Genomic DNA, 19,188 nt, shown 5'->3' with positions numbered 1-19,188 from the left:
CGATGCTGGTTTCACTCTCGTCACCTGACGCCGCTAGCCTCGGCCGAATGTTCGCCGCTCCACTTGCCGCCGCCCACACCCAGCTGTACGCGCTGCTCTCGACCTCGACGCCGGACCCGGGCGGGAGTTCGAGCCCGACGGCCACCGTCACCCCGACCCCGGTGCCGAGCGTCACCTCGATCGGGGAGAAGGCACTGGACAGCCTCCAGGGCGGCGCACAGAGCGTGACCTGCACCAAGGACGACTTCTCGATCTGCGGGCTCACCCTGCGGACCACCGGCAGTCTGCGGGTCGGTCAGTGGCTCGACTTCATCCTCGGCACCCCGCTGCGCGTCGCGTTCATCATCTTCATCGGCTGGCTGGTCCGGAAGATCGTGCACCGGCTGATCGGCCGGCTCGCGGCCCGGATCGCGGCCGGCACCACCGCCCCGGGCAAGAGCAGCGGCGGCGAGAAGTCGCAGGACGCGGACGCCACCCCGGCCCCGGTCACCCGCCCGATGATCACCCGGCGCAAGGCCCGCTCGAAGACCCTGGCCCAGGTGCTGCGCAGCGTCACCTCGGTGATCATCTTCATCGTCGTCGGCCTGATGGTGATGGACGAGATCGGCCTGCCGATCACCCCGCTGCTGGCCAGCTTCAGCGTGATCGGCGTGGCGCTGGGCCTGGGTGCGCAGAGCGTGGTGCGCGACGTGCTGGCCGGTATGTTCATGATCCTGGAAGACCAGTACGGCGTGGGCGACTCGGTGAACGTGGGCGAGGCCACCGGCACCGTCGAGGCGGTCGGGCTGCGCGTCACCCAGCTGCGCGACCTCAACGGCACGGTCTGGTACGTGCGCAACGGCGAGATCCTGTCGGTGGGTAACTCCTCGCAGGGCTGGTCGCGGGCCGTGGTCGACGTCAACGTGGGCTTCGAGGAAGACATCGAGCACGTCGAGGACCTGCTCGAGGAGATCGGCCGTCAGGTGCACGACGATCCCAAGTTCCGGGCGCTGATCATGGAAGACCCGGAGATCTGGGGCGTCGAGACGATGGCCGCCGACAGCGTGGTGGTGCGGATGGTGGTCAAGACCCTGCCCGACCAGTCCGCCCCGATCGCCCGCGAGATCCGGCGCCGGATCCGCCTGACCTTCCGCCGCGACCGCATCGTCATGCACTCCACGCCGCGCACCGTGATCGTGAACTCGGGTGATCCCACTCCCCCGATGAACCCCGCCCACGGATCGGCAGCGACCCCCGAAGGAACCCCGAGCGGTAATCCGACCGCCGACTCCAGCTCGAAGCGTCATCCGGAGGAACGCGAGCTCGGGAAGTAGAACCTGGGCGTGACGTACGCCGAGCGAGATCACCGGGGAGGTTGTGCATGATCACGAACCGGGAACCCCCTTACCTCCGTGATCATGCAAAACCTCCCCGGAGTTCCAGAACTCAGGGGAGCGGGGCGAAGAGGTCCACCTGGTTGCCGTCCGGGTCGCGGACCACGGCGTACCGCTGACCCCAGACGGCATCCCAGGGCTTGAGCTCGCCTTCGTACCCGGCGGCCGTGACGGCGGCATAGGCCTCGTCGACCTCGGCCGGGGACGCGGCCAGGAGGGCGATGGCGGACTGGGTGGTCCCCCTCGCCGGGCGCGCCCATTCCGGGTGGAACGACCTGATCGTGTCCTCGGTGTCGAAGGCGATCTGGACGCCGCCGAGGTCGGCCTGCACGTGGGGCTGCGCGCCGGCCTCGGACGGATCCGGCAGGTCCAGCCCCAGCAGCCGGTAGAAGGCCAGGGTGGCGGACATGTCCGAGACGACGAGTTCGATGACGGCCAGTCGAAGTTTCATGACGACCACGCTATGACCTGCCGCGATGCCGGGTCTTGGATTCTTCGGACAGGTCTGGCTGTGATGGTCGGGCGACGGTAGGCGAAACTGGGGGCATGGCGGAACAGGAACGACAGCCGACCACACTGGGGATCGTGCCGACAGGCGCCGCACCGGAGGCCGAGGAGAAGATCACCTTCTACGAGGCGGTCGGGGGCCGGCCGGCGTTCGCGCAGCTGGTGCACGTCTTCTACCAGGGCATCGCGCAGGACGAGGTGCTGCGGCCGATGTACCCGGAAGAAGACCTGGGGCCTGCCGAAGAGCGGCTGCTGATGTTCCTGGAGCAGTACTGGGGCGGGCCCACCACCTACAGCCAGCAGCGTGGGCACCCCCGGCTGCGCATGCGTCACGTGCCGTTCCGGGTGAACGCCGACGCCCGCGACCGCTGGCTCACGCACATGCGGGCGGGCGTCGACAGCCTCGACCTGCCGCCGGAGCTGGAGACCATGCTCTGGGACTACCTGGAGCGAGCCGCTTTCAGCCTGCAGAACACGCCCGGCTAGACCCGGCTAGATTCCCGAGGCGGGGCGCGCCAGGACGTGACCGCGGGTGGTGCTGAGGCGCCACCAGCGTCCGGCCGAGTGCAGCGTGGCGACGTCTTCCTCCGGCGGGGCCAAGAGGTCGACGTGTGAGGCCGTCCGCCCGAGGAACCCGAACGTCTCGGCCGCGAAAGCGGCCCCGGTCGGCAACCCGGCCGCGCCCTCCAGCAACGGGCGTCCCCACACGATGCCCCGCAACTTCGCGACCGCCGCGGCGCCCGACCCGGCCGGCACCCCGGCCGCGACCTCGTCGATCCCCGTTCGCGCGGCCCCGCGCAGCAGATCGAAAGGCACCACGCCCTCGACGTTCCAGCCGCTGCGCGGAGGTGCCATCCCCGCCCACGACGCGTTCGTCGCGGTGGTGGGAGGTACCGGCAGCCCGATCGGCCGGCCCACACTGCGGGGAGTGGGACGGGCCCCGGCCAGCAGCCGGTCGATGCGGGCGAACCGGTCGGCCATCGCCGCCAGCGGCACCGTGGCGTCGACCTGCACGGGCTCGGCCAGCGTGAGCACCCGCAGGGCCAGCACGGTCGGGCCCCCGGCCCCGTGCAGGGCACACGCGTACATGGCCAGCACCTGGCCCTGAGCGACCAGACGGATTGCCCCGCCGTCGTCGACCTTCCGGGCCCGGCCGACGAAAGTCTTCACGTCGGAGAGTGTTCCGAGATCGGGGAGCAGGAGGTTCACGGTGCGGTCACCGCCTTGTCGCGCCGGCGCCGCCACTGGATCGGCCCGTCGGCCCACTGCTGCAGGCGTTCCCGCTCAGAGGCACGGAGCCGCCGGGGCCGGTTCTTCCACTGGTCGAAGGCGAAGAGCGTGGTCTCGGCGTGGGCGTAGACCACGCGCTCGCCGTCCTGCTCGTCGAGCACCTCGTAGGCCATCTCGAAGTCGGCCGCGCCGATCCGGGTCACCCAGATGTCGACCGGCACCGGCGGGATGCGGAAGGTCAGCGGGAGCATGTACTCGATCTCCTGGCGCGCCACCAGCAGAGCGCCCCCGGTCTCGCGGGAGGTGCTCAGCAGATCGGTGCCGAGCGCGGCGATGCGCGCCTCTTCCAGGATGCGCACGAACATGACGTTGTTGACGTGGCCGTAGGCGTCGACGTCCGACCAGCGCAACGGGACCAGTACTCGGTGGCGGGGCACCCGCCCATGGTCCCCCATCCGTGGGGGTCCCGGAGAACAGAGGCTTTTGGACGCGTGGCACAGGTCACAGCGGCCCTGTCCCCTCAGGGGTCAAGGGGCGGTCCGGGTGACCGATGACAACACAGCACCCCGGACCGGGCGCCGGGACGGAGGAGGGGCCTGCCGGCGCCGGTCCGCGGGTTGCGGTTGTCGTTGTGGCCTTCGGCTCCGGGCTCAGCCCAGGGCGTTCACCGAGACGGTCAGACGTCCGGTGGTCTCCCCCGCCACGAGCCGGGCGATGCCCTGCGGGGCCTGATCGAACGGCAGGGTCTCGGCCAGCAACGGACGCAGCGCGCCGGCGTCGAGCAGCCGGATCAGATCGGCGTGGGCCCGCTGCACCAGCTCCGGCTCGCGCTCCCGGTAGAGCGCCGAGTTCACTCCCAGCACGGTGAAGTTCGCGGCCCGGACCTGTTCGGGCGCCACCGGCACGGCCTGCTGGGAGGCGAAACCGGCCACCACGATGCGGCCCTCGAACCCGATCAGGCGGCCGGACAGCTCGAACATCGGCCCACCCACCGGGTCGAAGACGACCTGCACACCCCGCCCCCGGGTCAGCTCGCGCACGGCCGCCTCGATGTCCTGCTGGTGGCGGTGCAGCACGACGTGCGCGCCCAGCGACCGGGCCGTCTTGTACTTCTCGTCCGAGCCCACCACCGCGATCACCTTGGCCCCGGCCGCCAGGGCCAGCTGCACGGCGGCACTGCCCAGTCCGCCCGCGGCTCCGAACACCAGCACCCACTCGCCGACGTGCACGGCGGCCCGCCGGTAGAGACCGAGCCAGGCCGTCAGGTAGGCCAGGTGGAACACCGAGGCGGGTTCGTCGTCCAGCGCCGTCGGGGCCGGGAAGACGTCCTGGGCCCGGGCGATCGCGTAGCGGGCCAGCGCACCGCTGGGCAGAGTGGTCTGGCCGACCACACGCTCGCCCAGCCGGTACTGCGAGACGCCCGGCCCGACCCCGACGATCTCACCGCACAGCTCCAGGCCGGGGGTGAACGGGGGTGGTGGGGCGTTCACCGAAAGCCCTTGTGCCAGCGTGGCATCGGTCAGGCCGAGCCCGGCCGCCGCGACCTGCACCAGCACCTGCCCGGGGCCCGGTGAGGGCAGCGGGACGTCTTCCCGGCGCATCACCTGCAACGGGTCCCCGGCGCCGATGATCCGCCAGGCCTGCATCGTGCTGCCGGTGTCCAGGGTCGCCGAGCGGTCCCCTGACTCGATGGACTCGATGGGCTCGATGGGCTCGATGGGCTCGATGGGCTCGGCCGATGCCTCGGTGCTCACTCGTACCTCCGCCTGCTGGTGAATCCCGGCTGACTCCCGGCATCATGCGGAACACACTGAACCGTTCAGTCACATGCCGGGTCAACCGGGACCACGGACCCTCACACCTCGTTCGTGATCATGCGAAGTTTCCCCGGGGAAGTTTGCCCGATCACGAACAGGGGATGTGGCCGGCGCTAGCCGATCGCACCGCCGAGCCCGACCCCACCGTCCAGGGTGAGGGTCTGCCCGGTGATCCACGAGGCGTCGTCACTGGCGAGGAAGGCCACCGCCGCGGCCACGTCGTCCGGGACGCCGAGCCGGCCGAGCGGGTACCCGGCGGCCAGCTCCCGCTCCCGGCCCTCGTAGAGCGCCGTGGCGAAGCGGGTCTTCACCACGGCCGGGGCCACCGCGTTGACCCGGATCCGCGGGGCCAGCTCGAGCGCCAGCTGGGAGGTGACGTGGATCAGCGCGGCCTTGCTGGCGCCGTACACCCCGATGCCCGGCGACGGCCGCAGCCCGGCGATGGACGCCACGTTCACGATCGCGGCCCCGCCGTGATGCCCCAGCCCGAGCTTGCGCACCTCGTCGGTCCAGGAGAGCGCCGCGATCACGTTGACGTCGAACACCTTGGCCGCGGCCCCGGTGTCCGTCTCCGTCATCGGCCCGTAGACGGGATTGATGCCGGTGTTGTTGACCAGCACGTCGATCCGCCCGAAGGCGTCGATGGTGGCCCGCACCGCATGGGCACGGTGCTCGGCGTCGTCGGCCCGGCCGGCCACCCCGACCGCGACCCCCGGGCCACCCAGCTGCTCCACCGCGTCCTCCAGCGGACCGGGTTTGCGGGCGGTGACGCACACCCGGGCACCCTCGGAGATCAGTCGCCGCGCGATCGCCAGCCCGATCCCCCGGCTGGCACCGGTGACCACGGCGACCCGCCCCTCGAACCGGCGATCAGCCGACGGTCCCTGCTCGACCTGAATGCCGGTCTCCTCGTCGAGACGCATCTGGCCCCTCCTCGTCCCGCCGGTGCTCCGTCGCACCGCGCCCGAGTTGCACGATTCCCCCGCCAGCCTGGCACATGATCACCGTCACATCACGGGCCGTTCGGCCTGCAACGATCCGGGCTCTGTTCTTGACGGAACGCCCGTTCGTGACATGCTCCCGCCATGGCGACCCGGTCGGCGATGAGCTGGACGGACGACGGCGACGAGCCGAACGACGACCCGGGCGGCGAAGCGGCCCCCACCAGGTCGGGTGATTCGTCGCGGCGGCTGATCGAGGCCGCGATCGAGGCCTTCGCCGATCGTGGCTTCCACGCCACCACCACCCGGGACATCGCGACCCGCGTCGGACTGAGCCCGGCCGCTCTCTACGTGCACTTCCCCTCGAAGCAGGCGCTGCTGGCCGAGATCAGCGTGGTCGGGCACGAGGCCGCACTGGACCTGGTCGAACGGTCCGCGGCCACGCAGACCGGGAGCGTGGACCGGCTGCGGGCGGTGATCCGCGACTTCACCGCCTGGCACGCCGAGCGCTACCGGGTGGCCCGGGTCGTGCACCACGAGATCGCCGCGCTGGCCGACACCGACCAGAGCCGGGTGCTCGACGTGCGCCGCAAGATCGAGGGTGTGGTGGAGGCCCAGCTCAGCGCCGGGAACGCGAGTGGTGAGATGGACGTACCCGACACCCGGGCGGTGGCGCGGGCCCTGCTCTCCCTGAGCGTCGACGTGGCCCGCTGGTACGACCCCCGGGGCAGCCGCACCGCCGCGCAGATCGGGGACCTGTACGCGGACCTGGCCACCCGGATGGTGAGTGCCCGGCCGCCGGCCCCGCCCGAAGGAGAACGTACGTGACCACCGGTTCAGACGTCCCGATCGACGAACTGATGCGGGTGCTCGCACTCGAGGAGGCCGGCGAGGACCAGTACGTGGGGCAGAACTACCACGCACCGCACGGCCGGATCTTCGGCGGGCAGGTCCTAGCGCAGGCTCTCGCCGCGGCCACCAAGACGGTCGGGGGCGACCGCCCACCGCATTCCTTCCACGGCTATTTCCTGCGCCCGGGCGACCCCTCGGTGCCGATCGAGCTGGCCGTGGAGCGGCTGCGGGACGGCCGGTCGTTCAGCGCCCGCCGGGTGCAGGCCGTGCAGCACGGCCAGCCGATCCTGTCGATGATCGCGTCGTTCCAGACCCCCGCGCAGGGCCTGGACCACCAGGCCCCCATGCCCGAGGTACCGCGTCCGCACGAGCTGCCCACGTTCAGCGAGCGCCTGGCCGAGGCCGGGCACCGTCCGGACGACCTGGGCCCGCTGCTGAGGTCGCAGCCGTTCGAGCTGCGGCACGTGCAGAGTCCGCTGTTCCTCGCCCCGGGCCCGGAGAAGGTCGCCGAGCAGGCCGTGTGGATCCGGCCCATCGCCCCGCTGCCGCCCGGCCCGCTGCTGCACGCCGTGGTGCTGGCCTACGTCAGTGACTACACCGTGCTCGAGCCCACCCTGCGCGCCCACGGCCTGGCCTGGACCACGCCGGGCATGAAGACCGCCAGCCTGGACCACGCCATGTGGTTCCACCGGCCGGTCACGTTCGACGACTGGTTCCTGTTCGTCGAGGAGAGCCCTTCGGCCTCGGGGGCGCGAGGTCTCGGCCTGGCCCGGATCTACTCCGCCGACGGCACGCTGGTCGCGACGGTCGGCCAGGAAGGCATGTTCCGAGTGCCGCAGTGACCCTGTTGCACCCCGACGTCCGGCTCGGCCTCGGTGTTCTCACGCTCATCGGCCTGACCTGGCTGGTGCTGCGGGTGGCCCGGGTGCCGCTGGGCTGGGGCCCGGCCTGGGCCGTCGTCCGGGGTGCCGCCCAGCTCGCCCTGGTGGGGCTGGCGTTGCGTGGCGTCTTCAACGCCCCACCGTTCGTGGCGCTGGCCCTGACGATGATGCTGACCGTGGCGATCCACACCGCGGCCCGGCGCCTGAAGGCGCTGCCGGGGGCGCTGAGCGCCGTGGCGCTGGCCTGCTCGAGCGCCGCCATCGGCACGCTGGTGGTGATCTTCGCCCTCGGCATGCTCGACCTCTCGGCCCGCTATCTCGTGGCCCTGGGCGGGATCGTCATCGGCGGCACCATGCTCGCGGCGACCCTGACCGGCCGTCGGCTGGCGGCCGGCCTGGAGTCCGAACGCGACGAGATCGAGGGTCTGCTCGCCCTCGGCGCCACGCCGCGCCAGGCCACAGCCCGGATCTGCCGCCGCAGCGTGGCCGAGGCGATGATGCCCGTCATCGACCAGACCCGCACCACCGGCCTGGTGACGCTGCCCGGCGCGTTCATCGGCGCCCTGCTCGGTGGCGCCGATCCGATGGACGCCGCCCGCTTCCAGCTCGTCGTGCTCTGCGCCCTGATCCACGCTCAGGCGATCAGTGGTGTCGTGGTGGCGTACCGCCTCGGCGCGCCCACCCAACTGCCGCCGACGGCGTCCTAAACTTCCTCCCAACTCGCCCCAAGGGAGACCAATGTCGCGCACCGAAGAAATCAGCTCAGAGGTCAAGGCGGTGAACGAGGCGGCCACCGAGGCCGGCACCCGCGCCGACGAGGCCCTGGAGTACGCCCGCGAGCAGATCGAGATCTCCATCGAGCACGGCTGGGACGGCATCGGCCAGTCCATCAGCATCACCAGCGAGGCTCTCGAGAAGATCTCCGCGGAACTGTCCGGCCTCGACGACTCCTTCGAGAGCGCCGCCTCCACGCTCGACCAGATCACCGAGCAGATGAGCCGCTCCGAGGTCAGTCAGCACCTCACCCTCAGCCTGACCGCGCTGGAGGGTACCCAGGAGGCCCTGGAGAGCACCGTCAACCTCGTCGACGAGGCGATGCAGGGCGCCGAGCAGGCCGAGCACGAGGCCCTCGCCAACCGCCTCCAGCTCCTGCGCGAGAACGTGGAGGGTCTCTTCGAGCGCCTGGCCCAGTCCCGCTCCGACATCGAGGCCGAGCACGAGGAGGCCCAGAGCATGGGCCAGGGCGAGGGCGACGAGACCCAGCGCGACCAGAAGCCCGACCAGGACCGCGACCATGACGGCCGGGACCCGGACGACGACCAGGACGAAGGACGCGCACCGGGAAACTGAGCGCGGGTGCTCCCCAGGGAGGGGGAGCACCCGGCCCGGGATATCCGTGGCCCCGGACGCCGGTGCCGGGAACGTGGGAGCACAGCCTCGGCCTCGATCCGCAGATCAAGAAGTTCCGTAAGGGTGAGTACCGCACGGCGATCCGTGTCATGGAAGAGCGGAACGTGCGACTCACCCGGGCGGGAGAGGACGACAGCTGGGACTGGGTCGACATGGACGGTCGTACGTACGACGCCGTCGGCGGGTTCCCCGGGCAGTACCTGGACGGGCAGTGGGACCATTTCTTCGGGCAGATCCGGCGTCACCTGGGTAAGGCCGAGCTGGTGCCGATCGATGTGTCGCAGTTCCGGGCGGACCAAATAGATCGGGTTCAGAGGTTCATCGCACCGCTGGGCCCTCGAGTCTTCATGGTGGGTGAGTAGTGGCTGGAACAATTTTTCTGCCCGACGGCCGTGGCTGGGACGCTCGGTCCGGAATCTTCTTCTGGACCCTCGACACCCTCGCCGAACAGGTCCAGGACCCGGATTTGGCAACCTGGCTCCAGGAGCTCTCCGAGAACAACGTCGGTCTTCTCGACGTGAAACAGCTCTCCGAGGCACAGCAACAGGATTTCGTGATCGCCGCCCGAAAACTCCCCGCCCTGGCGAGAACCGTGCTCCCGGAGGCCGGCGAGTCCTTCTACAGCCAGATGGAAGAACTCGCCGCGCTCCTCGCCGAAACATGATCGTGGCCAGACAGTGCGCTCCCACCGCACCATCTGCACACACACTCACGGTCCTGATCCGGTTCCGCGGCACGATCTGCCCCCACCAGCCGAGCGCGCGCTCACCCTGGTTCCACCCTGAACTTCTGCCCCTATTTTCCTGGCCGTGAGCACGCTGTGCGAAGGTGTGAGCGTGTCGTCCGCCCCCGAAACACCCGCCGCGCAGCCTCTACCTGCGCCGGAGCAGTCGCCGGCGCCTCGCTGGCGAGCTCTGGTCGGGCGGGTCCTGCTCGTCGTGGCCTCGGTCCTGGCCGTATACGTGCTCTCGCAGCAGGTCGATTTCGCCGATCTCTGGCAGCGCCTGCGCGGCGCCGACCCCCTCTGGCTGCTGCTGGCCGCCCTGGCCGCGGTGCTGCCGGTCGTCGGCAGCGCCCTCAGTTTTCTCGCGTTCGCCCCCGGGCGCGTCCCGTTCGGGCAGATGACGCTGGTCCAGCTGGCTACATCCTTCGTGAACCTGATCACCCCGGCCAGCGCCGGGGGCCTGGCCCTGAACGTGCGCTACCTGACCCGGCGGGACATTCCGCTGGCCGTCGCGGTGACGGTGGTGGGGCTGGTCCAGACCATGTCGATCGTGGTCACCGCGGTACTGGTGGTCGTGCTGCTGGGGGCCTCGGGGCGGTCGTTCAGCGACGCCCCGCACGTTCCCTGGCTGACCGTGCTGATCGCGGCCGGGATCTTCCTGATCGCGGTGGTGCTGCTGCGGTTCTGGCCGTGGGGCCGGGCCCTGGCCGTGCGGTACGTGGTGAAGCCGTTCCGCGACGCCGGCCCTCAGCTGCGGGACATCGTCACGAACCGCAAGCGCCTGGCCCTGGCCACGCTCGGGCATCTGACCGTGACGCTGGGGTTCATCGGGGTGCTCGGCGCCGCGCTGCACGCCTTCGACGCGGGTGTTCCCCTGGTGCTGCTGGCCGTCGTGGTGATCGCGGGGTCGGCGATCGCGGGGTCGGTGCCGGTGCCGGGTGGGATCGGCGCGGCCGAGGCCGCCCTCGCCGGCGGGCTGAAGGTCGCCGGCGTGGATGATTACGAAGTCGCCGTGTCCGCCGCCGTGCTGTTCCGCGTGTTCACCTTCTGGCTGCGGGTGCCCATCGGGTGGCTGGCTCTGGTAGCTCTCAGGCGTCAGGCAGCGGTGTAAAAGCCAGCAAAATTGAGGACGCGGTTGCGCACCCATGGGTGCGCAACCGCGTCTTCAATTTGTGTTCGGATCAGTCGCGCGTGAGCTTGCGGTGCGTGACCCGGTGCGGGCGCGCCGCGTCTTCACCGAGACGCTCGATCTTGTTCTTCTCGTACGACTCGAAGTTCCCTTCGAACCAGTACCAGTTGGCCGGGTCTTCCTCGGTGCCCTCGTAGGCGAGGATGTGCGTGGTGACCCGGTCGAGGAACCACCGGTCGTGGGAGATGACCACGGCGCAGCCGGGGAACTCCAGCAGGGCGTTCTCCAGCGAGCCCAGCGTCTCCACGTCGAGGTCGTTGGTCGGTTCGTCGAGGAGCAGCAGGTTTCCGCCCTGCTTCAGGGTCAGCGCCAGGTTGAGGCGGTTGCGCTCACCACCGGAGAGCACCCCCGTGGCCTTCTGCTGGTCGTGGCCCTTGAAGCCGAAGGCCGCCACGTAGGCCCGGGACGGCACCTCGACCTGCCCGACCTTGATGTAGTCGAGACCGTCGGAGACCGTCTCCCACAGGCTCTTCTTCGGGTCGAGCCCGCCGCGGTTCTGGTCGACGTACGACGTCAGCACGGTGTCACCGACCCGCACCGAGCCGGTGGTCGGCTCTTCCAGCCCGACAATGGTCTTGAACAGCGTGGTCTTACCCACACCGTTCGGGCCGATCACGCCGACGATGCCGTTGCGGGGCAGGTTGAACGAGAGGTCCTTGATCAGGTCGCGCTCGCCGAAGCTCTTGCCCAGCTTCTGCGTCTCGATCACCAGCGAGCCCAGACGCGGGCCCGGCGGGATCTGGATCTCCTCGAAGTCGAGCTTGCGGGTGCGCTCGGCCTCGGCCGCCATCTCCTCGTACCGGGCCAGACGCGCCTTGCTCTTCGTCTGCCGGCCCTTGGCGTTCTGCCGGACCCAGTCCAGCTCGTCGGCCAGGCGCTTGGCGAGCTTCACGTCTTTCTTGCCCTGCACCGCCAGACGCTGGGCCTTCTTCTCCAGGTAGGTGGAGTAGTTGCCCTCGTAGGGGTAGGCCCGGCCGCGGTCGAGCTCGAGGATCCACTCGGCGACGTTGTCGAGGAAGTACCGGTCGTGGGTCACGGCCAGGACGGCACCCGGGTAGGCCGCGAGGAACTGCTCCAGCCACTGCACGCTCTCGGCGTCCAGGTGGTTGGTGGGCTCGTCGAGCAGCAGCAGGTCAGGCTTGCTGAGCAGCAGCTTGCACAGGGCCACCCGGCGGCGCTCACCACCGGACAGGACGGTCACGTCGGCGTCCGGCGGGGGGCAGCGCAGCGCGTCCATCGCCTGCTCGAGCTGGGCGTCGAGGTCCCAGGCGTCGGCGTGGTCGAGCGCCTCCTGGAGATCGCCCATCTCGGCCAGCAACGCGTCGTAGTCGGCGTCGGGGCTCGCCATCTCCTCGGAGATGGCGTTGAACCGGTCGAGCTTGGCCTTGATCTCGCCGACCCCCTCCTCGACGTTGCCGAGGACGGTCTTGCTCTCGTTGAGTTCCGGCTCCTGCATCAGGATGCCGACGGTGGCGTCAGGGTCCAGACGGGTCTCCCCGTTGGACGGTTGGTCGATTCCGGCCATGATCTTGAGCACGCTCGACTTACCCGCGCCGTTCGGCCCGACCACGCCGATCTTGGCGCCGGGCAGGAACGACAGCGTCACATCATCGAGGATGACCTTGTCGCCGTGCGCCTTACGCGCCTTACGCATGGTGTAGATGTACTCAGCCACGGCCGACAGGCTATCCCAGAGACAGCCGTCCGCCGCTCGCGTCAACCGGTGACTGGCGGTTCCACGACCGTAACTGTGCAGGCCTTGGCCATGCCCTGTTGTCCCACACCTGGCGATCATGTCCTAGAGTCCGCGTCAAGGAGGACACTCAGCCATGTCAGCGCAGTTCGAACTGGGCTGGGTCTACGGCGTCTCACCAGTGGTGACGTTCCGGATGATGACCCGGCTCGAGCACCTCGCCGAGAAGGCGAGGCAGCTCAGCTACGAAGACTTCCACGTTCTCGAACTCCGGGAACGCGCGGGAGAGTTCCGTCAGGTCTCCGAACGCCAGGCGGCGGACATCATGCCCGCCCGGCGTTTCTTCGGCGGCAAGTCGATGCTGACCGAGTCCCTGGTCTGGCAGCAGCCGGAATGGAGCGGGGCGCGCTCGGGCGAGTACTCCGTCGAGCTGGCCGCCGCACCCCAGGTGACGATCGTGGGTCAGCTGGCCCTCGAGCCGGCCGGCACGGTGGGCACGCGCTTCTCCATCGCCGTCCAGCTGGAGACGCACGGCCGACTGGGCCGCAAGGGTGGGCCCGAGGTCGCCGAGTCGCTGAGCCAGCGTCTGCAGCAGGAACACGAGTTCCGGCTGCAGTGGCTCGACCGGCAGGTTCCCTACGGCAGCATCTGACTACTCCGATCCGGTAGAACCGGTGGACCTGCCGTCCGGCCCGATCTGCGGTGGTCCTGTCGGTGGGCGCCGGTAGCGTCCCTGACGTGACTAGCGCAGAGCCCACCGACTGGTACCGATCCGCCGTCACCTACCAGCTGTACATCAGGTCGTTCGCCGATTCCGACGGCGACGGCCTGGGAGACATCGGGGGTATCCGCTCCCGCCTGCCCTACCTGGCCGCGCTCGGCGCCGACGCGGTCTGGATCAACCCCTGGTACCCGTCGCCCCAGGCCGACGGCGGGTACGACGTCACCGACTACCGCGACGTGTACGCCCCGTTCGGCGACCTCGCCCAGGCCACGGCCCTCATCGACGAGGCGCACGCGGCCGGGCTGAAGGTCCTGCTCGACATCGTGCCCAACCACACCTCCGACGAGCACCCGTGGTTCGTCGCCGCGCTGGCCGACGAGCCCGGGGCACGCGAGCGCTTCGTCTTCCGGCCGGGTCAGGGTGAGAAGGGTGAGCTGCCGCCCAACGACTGGCAGTCCGTGTTCGGCGGCAGTGCCTGGCAGCAGGTCGCCGACGGCACCTGGTACCTGCACCTGTTCGACGTCCGCCAGCCCGACCTGAACTGGGACAACCCGCAGGTGAGGGCCGAGTTCGAGAGTGTGCTGAGGTTCTGGTTCGACCTCGGCGCCGACGGTTTCCGCATCGACGTGGCGCACGGCCTGATCAAAGACCCGGCCCTGCCGAACCTGAACCTCGATCAGGCCCAGATGCTCGACCGGGTGAAGGCGACCGGGCACCCGTACTGGGACCGGCCCGGCGTGCTCGAGATCTGGGAGCAGTGGCGGCACGTGGGCGACTCCTACGACCCGCCCAAGGTGTTCGTGGCCGAGGCCTGGGTGGAGAGCTCGACCCGCCTGGCCGAGTACCTGCGGCCGAACCGGCTGCACACGGCGTTCGACTTCGAGCTGATGCGCGCCCGGTGGAACGCGCGGGAGCTGCGCGAGACGGCCCGGCGGTCGCTCCAGGCCCACGACTCGGTCGGCGCCCCGGTGACCTGGACGATGTCGAACCACGACGTCACCCGGCACGTCACCCGGCTGGGGCGGCCCCAGCGGCGCACGCCCGGCGCCGATCCGCACGCCTGGCCGGAGGGCGAGAGCGACCTGGAGCTCGGCACCCGCCGGGCCCGGGCGGCGATCCTCTACGTGCTGGCGCTGCCCGGCGGCGTGTACCTCTACCAGGGTGAGGAACTCGGGCTGCCCGAGGTGGAAGACCTGCCCGACGAGCTGCTGCAGGACCCGACCTGGAAGCGCTCCGGCCACACCCAGCGCGGGCGGGACGGGTGCCGGGTGCCACTGCCCTGGCGCCGTACCGGCCCGTCGCTGGGCTTCGGCGATGTGGAGGGCTGGCTGCCCCAGCCGTCCACCTTCGCCGGGCTCTGCGTCGAGGCGGAGCAGGCCGACCCGGGCTCGATGCTCTCCCTCTACCGCGAGGCCCTGCGCCTGCGCCGTGAGCTGCCGCAGCTGGGTGCCGATGGCGGGCCGCTGGTCTGGACGGGCGAGGAGGAGCAGGTGCTCGGGCTGACCCGCGGCACCGGCTTCGTCTGTGTGCTGAACACGGGTGAGGTTGCGATCCCGCTGCCGCCCGGCAGGGTGGTCCTGTCGAGCTCACCGGTCGAGGGTGGGCTGCTGCCGCCCGACGCGGCGGCGTGGATCGTGACGGACTGAGCGTTCCCACCGGCTTCGCACCAACGAAAGGGGGAATGAAAATGACCGTTCCGAACGACGGGATCACCCTGCCCCCGGACGACACCGTCCTGCCGCGCCCCGGGCTGGCCCCGGGCGACAGCACCCTGCCGCCCGCCGAGCCGGAACCGCCGCTGGAACCGCCCCGTCCGGGGCCGGTTCCGGGGCCGCCGACCCCCACGCCTCCCATTCCGGGGCCGGGGACGGATCCGGCACCGGCGCCTCCGGGCAGACCGGAACCAACGTTCTGACTGTTTCACCCCGCTGAACAGGTGGCTACGGGCCGAGCCGCGGCACGGAAGAGCCCGCTGCCGAGCGCCGTGAACCGTAGGACAGCACCGTAGGCACGGGGCCCCTGACGCCGTAGGCGTCGGGGGCCCTTTCGGCGCGCCTGGGCATGCGCCCACCTCTTCCGGGTTTGGGGTCGTCGAGGAGGGCTCAACTAGGGTGACGGGGTGTCTACCGCTCCGCCGCCTGCCCCCGAACATCTCGTCGTCGTCGGGATCGGGGCGGACGGGTGGCCCGGTCTACCGCCCGCCGCCCAGAAAGTACTGCGACAGGCGGACGTGGTGTTCGGCGGGGATCGTCAGCTCGCGTTGCTGCCGGGTGAGGTCGCCGGGCAGCAGGTCGCGTGGCCCCCGGGGCTGGTCCGGGCGCTGCCGCTGTTGCTGGTGAAGACTCCCGGTGCGCGCAAGGTGGTGCTGGCCAGTGGCGATCCGACGTTCTTCGGCATTGCGACAACCATTGCCCGGGTGGCGCCCGGCTTCGAGCTGAGCGTGCTGCCGCATCCCTCGAGCGTGTCCCTGGCCTGCGCGGCGATGGGCTGGGCGCAGCAGGACACCGAGGTGATCAGCCTGGTCGGCCGGCACCTCGCGACGGTGCACCCCGTGGTCTCCCCCGGCCGGCGCCTGCTCGTGCTGGTGCCCGGCGAGGATTCACCCGCCCAGGTCGCGGCACTGCTGCGGGAGCGCGGGTTCGGTCCCAGCGAGCTGACGGCCCTGAGCAATCTGGGCGCGCAGGACGCCTCCCGGGTATCGGCTTCCGCCGGCGAATGGCCCGCCGCGGGGTATCCGCCGCACGCTCCCGAAGGGTCGGGGGCGCTGACCGTGCTCGCGGTGGTGTGCCGTCCCGGCCCTGCGGCGAAACGACTTTCGCGGGTTCCCGGGTTGCCCGACGACGCCTACGAGAACGACGGGCAGCTGACGAAACGCCACGTGCGCGCGGTCACGCTGTCGGCCCTCGCCCCCGAGCCCGGAGAATTGCTGTGGGACGTCGGTGGTGGCGCGGGGAGCGTCGGTATCGAATGGTTGCGGTCCCATCCGTCGTGCCGGGCCATCAGTATCGAGCGCGACGGGGAGCGGGCGGCCCGGATCACCCGCAATGCCGAGCTTCTGGGCGTCCCTCATGTGGATGTGCGCATCGGTGAGGCACCCGCCGAACTGGACGGGCTACCCACTCCCGACGCCATTTTCGTGGGCGGTGGGCTGACCGCGCCGGGCCTGGTGGACCTCTGCTGGGAGGCACTGGCGCCGGGTGGGCGGATGGTGGCGAACGTGACCACGCTGGAGTCGGAAATGGTTCTGGCCCAGGCCCGCTCGAACTACGGCGGAACCCTGACGAAGATCGACATCACGAAAGCCACGACGATCGGGCGATTCACCGGCTGGCGCCCCGCCATGCCGGTCACCCAGTGGGTCGCCTGGAAGGTTGCGCCATGACAGTCCATTTCATCGGAGCCGGTCCGGGGGCAGCTGACCTGCTGACCGTTCGCGGGCTGCGGATCATGCAGAAGAGCCCGGTCTGCCTCTACGCGGGATCGCTGGTTCCGGTCGAGTTGCTGAGTGAATGCCCGCCCGGGGCTCGGTTGATCGACACGGCGAACCTCGACCTCGACCAGATCAGCACCGAACTGCACCAGGCCCACGAACGAGGGGACGACGTGGCCCGGTTGCACTCCGGCGACCCGTCGGTGTTCAGCGCCGTGGCCGAGCAGATGCGGCGGCTCGACGAACTCGGCGTTCCGTACGAGATCGTACCCGGCGTACCTGCTTTCGCGGCCGCGGCCGCGGCTCTGAAGCGGGAGCTCACGGTGCCCGGCGTGGGCCAGTCGGTCATCCTCACCCGGATCTCCCGCCGGGCCACCGCGATGCCGCAGGGGCAGGACCTGGCGTCGCTGGCGGCCAGCCGCTCGACCCTGGTGCTGCACCTGGCCGTCCAGGAGATCGACGACGTGGTGACCACCCTCGTACCGTTCTACGGCCCCGCGGGTCCGGTCGCCGTGGTGGCCAGGGCCAGCCGCGACGACGAGGAGATCCTGCGCGGCACCCTGGCCACTATCGCCGCCCAGGTGCACGAGGCCGGAATCCGGCGCACGGCGGTTATTGTCGTCGGTCCGGTGCTGACCGCGAGCGAATTTCCCGACAGCCATCTCTATTCGACCGAAAGGGGCCGGCACTGATGCGGAAAGTACTGATCATCGGGGTGGGTGCCGGTGACCCGGACTACGTCACCGTGCAGGCGGTCAAGGCCCTGAACACCGTGGACGCCTTCTTCCTCATCGACAAGGGCAGCGCCAAGGACGATCTGGTGCAGTTGCGCCGGGACATCTGCGAGCAGCACATCACCGGGCACCCGTACCGATTCGTGCAGGCCACCGACCCGGAGCGGGACCGCACCGCCGACGCCTACGGCGACGCGGTGAAGGACTGGCACCACCGTCGAGCCGAGATCTTCGAGCGGATGATTGCGGACGAACTCACGGACGACGGTGTCGGCGCCATCCTGGTCTGGGGCGATCCCTCGCTGTACGACGGCACGATCCGCATCGTCGAGGAGCTGCTCGACCGCGGCAACGTGGCCTTCGACTACGACGTGATCCCGGGAGTGAGCAGCCTGCATTCCCTCACGGCCCGGCACCGCATCCCGCTCAACCGCATCGGCGAGCCCATCCACATCACGCCCGGCCGGCTGCTGGCCGACGGCATGCCCGCCGGCCAGGACAACGTGGTGGTCATGCTCGACGGCGACTGCGCCTTCCGGCACGTGAAAGATAACGACGTGGACATCTACTGGGGCGCTTACCTCGGAACGAAAGACGAGATCCTCTTCAGTGGGCCGGTGGTGGAGGTCGGGCCGCAGATCGAGAAGGCCCGGGCCCAGGCCCGTGAACGCAAAGGCTGGGTGATGGACACCTACCTCCTGCGCCGCCGCCGGGCGTGAGGGGCGCTAGGAGAGATCGTGTGCATTCGTTGCGGGTGGAGCGGAGAGAGTGCACACGATGACGAGGTCGGGTGCGGCCCACTGGAGCCGCCGTGTTCTGATTCTCGGTGGGACCGGTGAGGCGCGGGAGCTGGCCGCCGCCCTCGTTGCTCGTGGCATCCCGGCGATCTCGTCCTTGGCCGGCCGGGTCTCCTCGCCGCGGCTCCCGGTGGGCGAGGTGCGCGTCGGTGGGTTCGGCGGGGCTGCGGGTCTGGCCGAATACCTCCGGTCCGAGCGTATTTTCGCGGTCGTCGACGCCACGCACCCGTTCGCGGCGCGCATCACGGCCAATGCCGTCATCGCAACCCAGGCGACCACCCCACCCCCCGACCGGCCCTCCCTCGGGGAGATTCTGCATGATCACGGCGGGGTGGGGTTTCTGGTGCTGCGGCGGCCGGGGTGGCAGGCCCGGGCCGGTGATCGGTGGGTCCGGGTTGCGGATATGTCGTCTGCCGCGGCGCACCTTTCCCACTACCCAGCCGGTGCCCGGGTGCTCCTGACCACCGGCCGCCAGGAGACCGCCGCCTTCGCCGCACTCCCCCAGCGGTTCTGGCTGCGGGCCGTCGAAGCGCCCGACGGGCCCCTTCCGGAACGCTGCGACATCATCCTCGACCGGGGGCCCTTCACCCTCGACGCCGAGCGGGAACTTCTGCGGCACATGGATGTTCTCGTCACCAAGAACAGCGGGGGGCCGATGACGGCGGCCAAGCTGACCGCGGCGCGCGAGCGGGGCATCGAGGTGGTCATGGTCGAGCGCCCGCCCCTTCCCGGCGGCATTCCGGTCGTGCAGCAGGTGACCGAGGCCGTCGACTGGCTCGACGAACGGCTTGGCGCCTGAAGATCCCCACCGCCAGGCTTCACCCCGCAGGACGGCCCTCCATCGAGCGCCACCAAGCGGTGCCCGAAGGGTGGATGACCTGTATCC

Annotated in this window: 22 protein-coding genes; 16 read left to right on the top strand and 6 right to left on the bottom strand. The window is 70.3% G+C overall.

The window, feature by feature from the left end; translation table 11 throughout:
- Window positions 1-47 precede the first annotated feature (47 nt).
- Window positions 48-1,313, top strand: a complete 1,266-nt coding sequence (locus LR393_RS01395) for a mechanosensitive ion channel family protein (protein ID WP_231481006.1) — start codon at window positions 48-50, stop codon at window positions 1,311-1,313.
- Between the two features lie 112 nt (window positions 1,314-1,425).
- On the opposite strand, the gene LR393_RS01390 is transcribed toward LR393_RS01395, so the two are convergent.
- The gene (locus LR393_RS01390) at window positions 1,426-1,824 is read right to left on the bottom strand and encodes a VOC family protein (RefSeq protein WP_231481005.1); all 399 of its coding nucleotides are present in this window, start codon (window positions 1,822-1,824) and stop codon (window positions 1,426-1,428) included.
- Window positions 1,825-1,919: 95 nt separating this feature from the next.
- Here LR393_RS01390 and LR393_RS01385 point away from each other — a divergent pair, with 95 nt between their 5' ends.
- Window positions 1,920-2,366, top strand: a complete 447-nt coding sequence (locus LR393_RS01385) for a globin (protein WP_231481004.1) — start codon at window positions 1,920-1,922, stop codon at window positions 2,364-2,366.
- 6 nt (window positions 2,367-2,372) lie between these two features.
- On the opposite strand, the gene LR393_RS01380 is transcribed toward LR393_RS01385, so the two are convergent.
- The 4 genes from LR393_RS01380 to LR393_RS01365 form a co-directional block, all read right to left on the bottom strand.
- Complete coding sequence (locus LR393_RS01380) at window positions 2,373-3,050, bottom strand: hypothetical protein (protein WP_231481003.1); 678 nt, start codon at window positions 3,048-3,050, stop codon at window positions 2,373-2,375.
- A 35-nt stretch (window positions 3,051-3,085) separates the two neighbouring features.
- A complete protein-coding gene (locus LR393_RS01375) occupies window positions 3,086-3,547 on the bottom strand; it encodes an acyl-CoA thioesterase (RefSeq protein WP_231481002.1) in 462 nt (153 codons plus the stop codon).
- A gap of 213 nt (window positions 3,548-3,760) precedes the next feature.
- Window positions 3,761-4,864, bottom strand: a complete 1,104-nt coding sequence (locus LR393_RS01370) for an NADPH:quinone oxidoreductase family protein (protein WP_231481001.1) — start codon at window positions 4,862-4,864, stop codon at window positions 3,761-3,763.
- 176 nt (window positions 4,865-5,040) lie between these two features.
- A complete protein-coding gene (locus LR393_RS01365; protein WP_231481000.1) occupies window positions 5,041-5,850 on the bottom strand; it encodes an SDR family oxidoreductase in 810 nt (269 codons plus the stop codon).
- A gap of 162 nt (window positions 5,851-6,012) precedes the next feature.
- On the opposite strand from LR393_RS01365, the gene LR393_RS01360 reads away from it, so the two are divergent.
- The 7 genes from LR393_RS01360 (at window position 6,013) to LR393_RS01330 (ending at window position 10,846) form a co-directional block, all read left to right on the top strand.
- Complete coding sequence (locus LR393_RS01360) at window positions 6,013-6,696, top strand: TetR/AcrR family transcriptional regulator (RefSeq protein WP_231480999.1); 684 nt, start codon at window positions 6,013-6,015, stop codon at window positions 6,694-6,696.
- Entirely contained in the window at window positions 6,693-7,562 is an 870-nt protein-coding gene (locus LR393_RS01355; protein WP_231480998.1) for an acyl-CoA thioesterase, read from the top strand. Before LR393_RS01360 ends, LR393_RS01355 begins: the two co-directional genes overlap by 4 nt.
- Window positions 7,559-8,308 carry an ABC transporter permease gene (locus tag LR393_RS01350; protein WP_231480997.1) on the top strand — a complete coding sequence of 250 codons (750 nt, stop codon included), beginning with the start codon at window positions 7,559-7,561 and terminating at the stop codon, window positions 8,306-8,308. Before LR393_RS01355 ends, LR393_RS01350 begins: the two co-directional genes overlap by 4 nt.
- A 31-nt stretch (window positions 8,309-8,339) precedes the next feature.
- Window positions 8,340-8,951 carry a hypothetical protein gene (locus LR393_RS01345; RefSeq protein WP_231480996.1) on the top strand — a complete coding sequence of 204 codons (612 nt, stop codon included), beginning with the start codon at window positions 8,340-8,342 and terminating at the stop codon, window positions 8,949-8,951.
- A 62-nt stretch (window positions 8,952-9,013) separates the two neighbouring features.
- Window positions 9,014-9,373 carry a hypothetical protein gene (locus tag LR393_RS01340; protein ID WP_231480995.1) on the top strand — a complete coding sequence of 120 codons (360 nt, stop codon included), beginning with the start codon at window positions 9,014-9,016 and terminating at the stop codon, window positions 9,371-9,373.
- Window positions 9,373-9,675 (top strand): hypothetical protein, encoded by a 303-nt coding sequence (locus LR393_RS01335; protein WP_231480994.1) that lies wholly within the window; start codon window positions 9,373-9,375, stop codon window positions 9,673-9,675. Before LR393_RS01340 ends, LR393_RS01335 begins: the two co-directional genes overlap by 1 nt.
- A 172-nt stretch (window positions 9,676-9,847) precedes the next feature.
- Window positions 9,848-10,846: a lysylphosphatidylglycerol synthase transmembrane domain-containing protein gene (locus LR393_RS01330; protein WP_231480993.1), complete on the top strand. Its 999-nt coding sequence runs from the start codon at window positions 9,848-9,850 to the stop codon at window positions 10,844-10,846.
- A gap of 70 nt (window positions 10,847-10,916) precedes the next feature.
- On the opposite strand, the gene ettA is transcribed toward LR393_RS01330, so the two are convergent.
- A complete protein-coding gene (gene ettA, locus LR393_RS01325; protein ID WP_231480992.1) occupies window positions 10,917-12,599 on the bottom strand; it encodes an energy-dependent translational throttle protein EttA in 1,683 nt (560 codons plus the stop codon).
- A gap of 154 nt (window positions 12,600-12,753) precedes the next feature.
- Here ettA and LR393_RS01320 point away from each other — a divergent pair, with 154 nt between their 5' ends.
- The 7 genes from LR393_RS01320 to LR393_RS01290 all read left to right on the top strand — a co-directional run bounded on the left by LR393_RS01320 (window position 12,754) and on the right by LR393_RS01290 (window position 19,101).
- A complete protein-coding gene (locus tag LR393_RS01320) occupies window positions 12,754-13,269 on the top strand; it encodes a DUF2505 family protein (protein ID WP_231480991.1) in 516 nt (171 codons plus the stop codon).
- 86 nt (window positions 13,270-13,355) lie between these two features.
- Window positions 13,356-14,987, top strand: a complete 1,632-nt coding sequence (locus LR393_RS01315; RefSeq protein ID WP_231480990.1) for a glycoside hydrolase family 13 protein — start codon at window positions 13,356-13,358, stop codon at window positions 14,985-14,987.
- 41 nt (window positions 14,988-15,028) lie between these two features.
- The gene (locus LR393_RS01310) at window positions 15,029-15,256 is read left to right on the top strand and encodes a hypothetical protein (protein WP_231480989.1); all 228 of its coding nucleotides are present in this window, start codon (window positions 15,029-15,031) and stop codon (window positions 15,254-15,256) included.
- Between the two features lie 204 nt (window positions 15,257-15,460).
- Window positions 15,461-16,723, top strand: coding sequence for a precorrin-6y C5,15-methyltransferase (decarboxylating) subunit CbiE (cbiE, locus tag LR393_RS36080; RefSeq protein ID WP_231480988.1), 1,263 nt, complete (start codon window positions 15,461-15,463; stop codon window positions 16,721-16,723).
- Window positions 16,720-17,463 (top strand): precorrin-4 C(11)-methyltransferase, encoded by a 744-nt coding sequence (gene cobM, locus LR393_RS01300; protein WP_231480987.1) that lies wholly within the window; start codon window positions 16,720-16,722, stop codon window positions 17,461-17,463. The genes cbiE and cobM overlap by 4 nt, the downstream gene beginning before the upstream one ends.
- Window positions 17,463-18,224 (top strand): precorrin-6A synthase (deacetylating), encoded by a 762-nt coding sequence (gene cobF, locus LR393_RS01295; protein WP_231480986.1) that lies wholly within the window; start codon window positions 17,463-17,465, stop codon window positions 18,222-18,224. Before cobM ends, cobF begins: the two co-directional genes overlap by 1 nt.
- A gap of 58 nt (window positions 18,225-18,282) precedes the next feature.
- Window positions 18,283-19,101, top strand: coding sequence for a precorrin-6A/cobalt-precorrin-6A reductase (locus LR393_RS01290; RefSeq protein ID WP_231480985.1), 819 nt, complete (start codon window positions 18,283-18,285; stop codon window positions 19,099-19,101).
- Window positions 19,102-19,188: the final 87 nt, after the last annotated feature.

This window comes from Kineosporia mesophila (assembly GCF_021129235.1).
GTDB lineage: Bacteria > Actinomycetota > Actinomycetes > Actinomycetales > Kineosporiaceae > Kineosporia > Kineosporia mesophila.
This window is presented reverse-complemented; position numbering and strand designations above follow the sequence as displayed.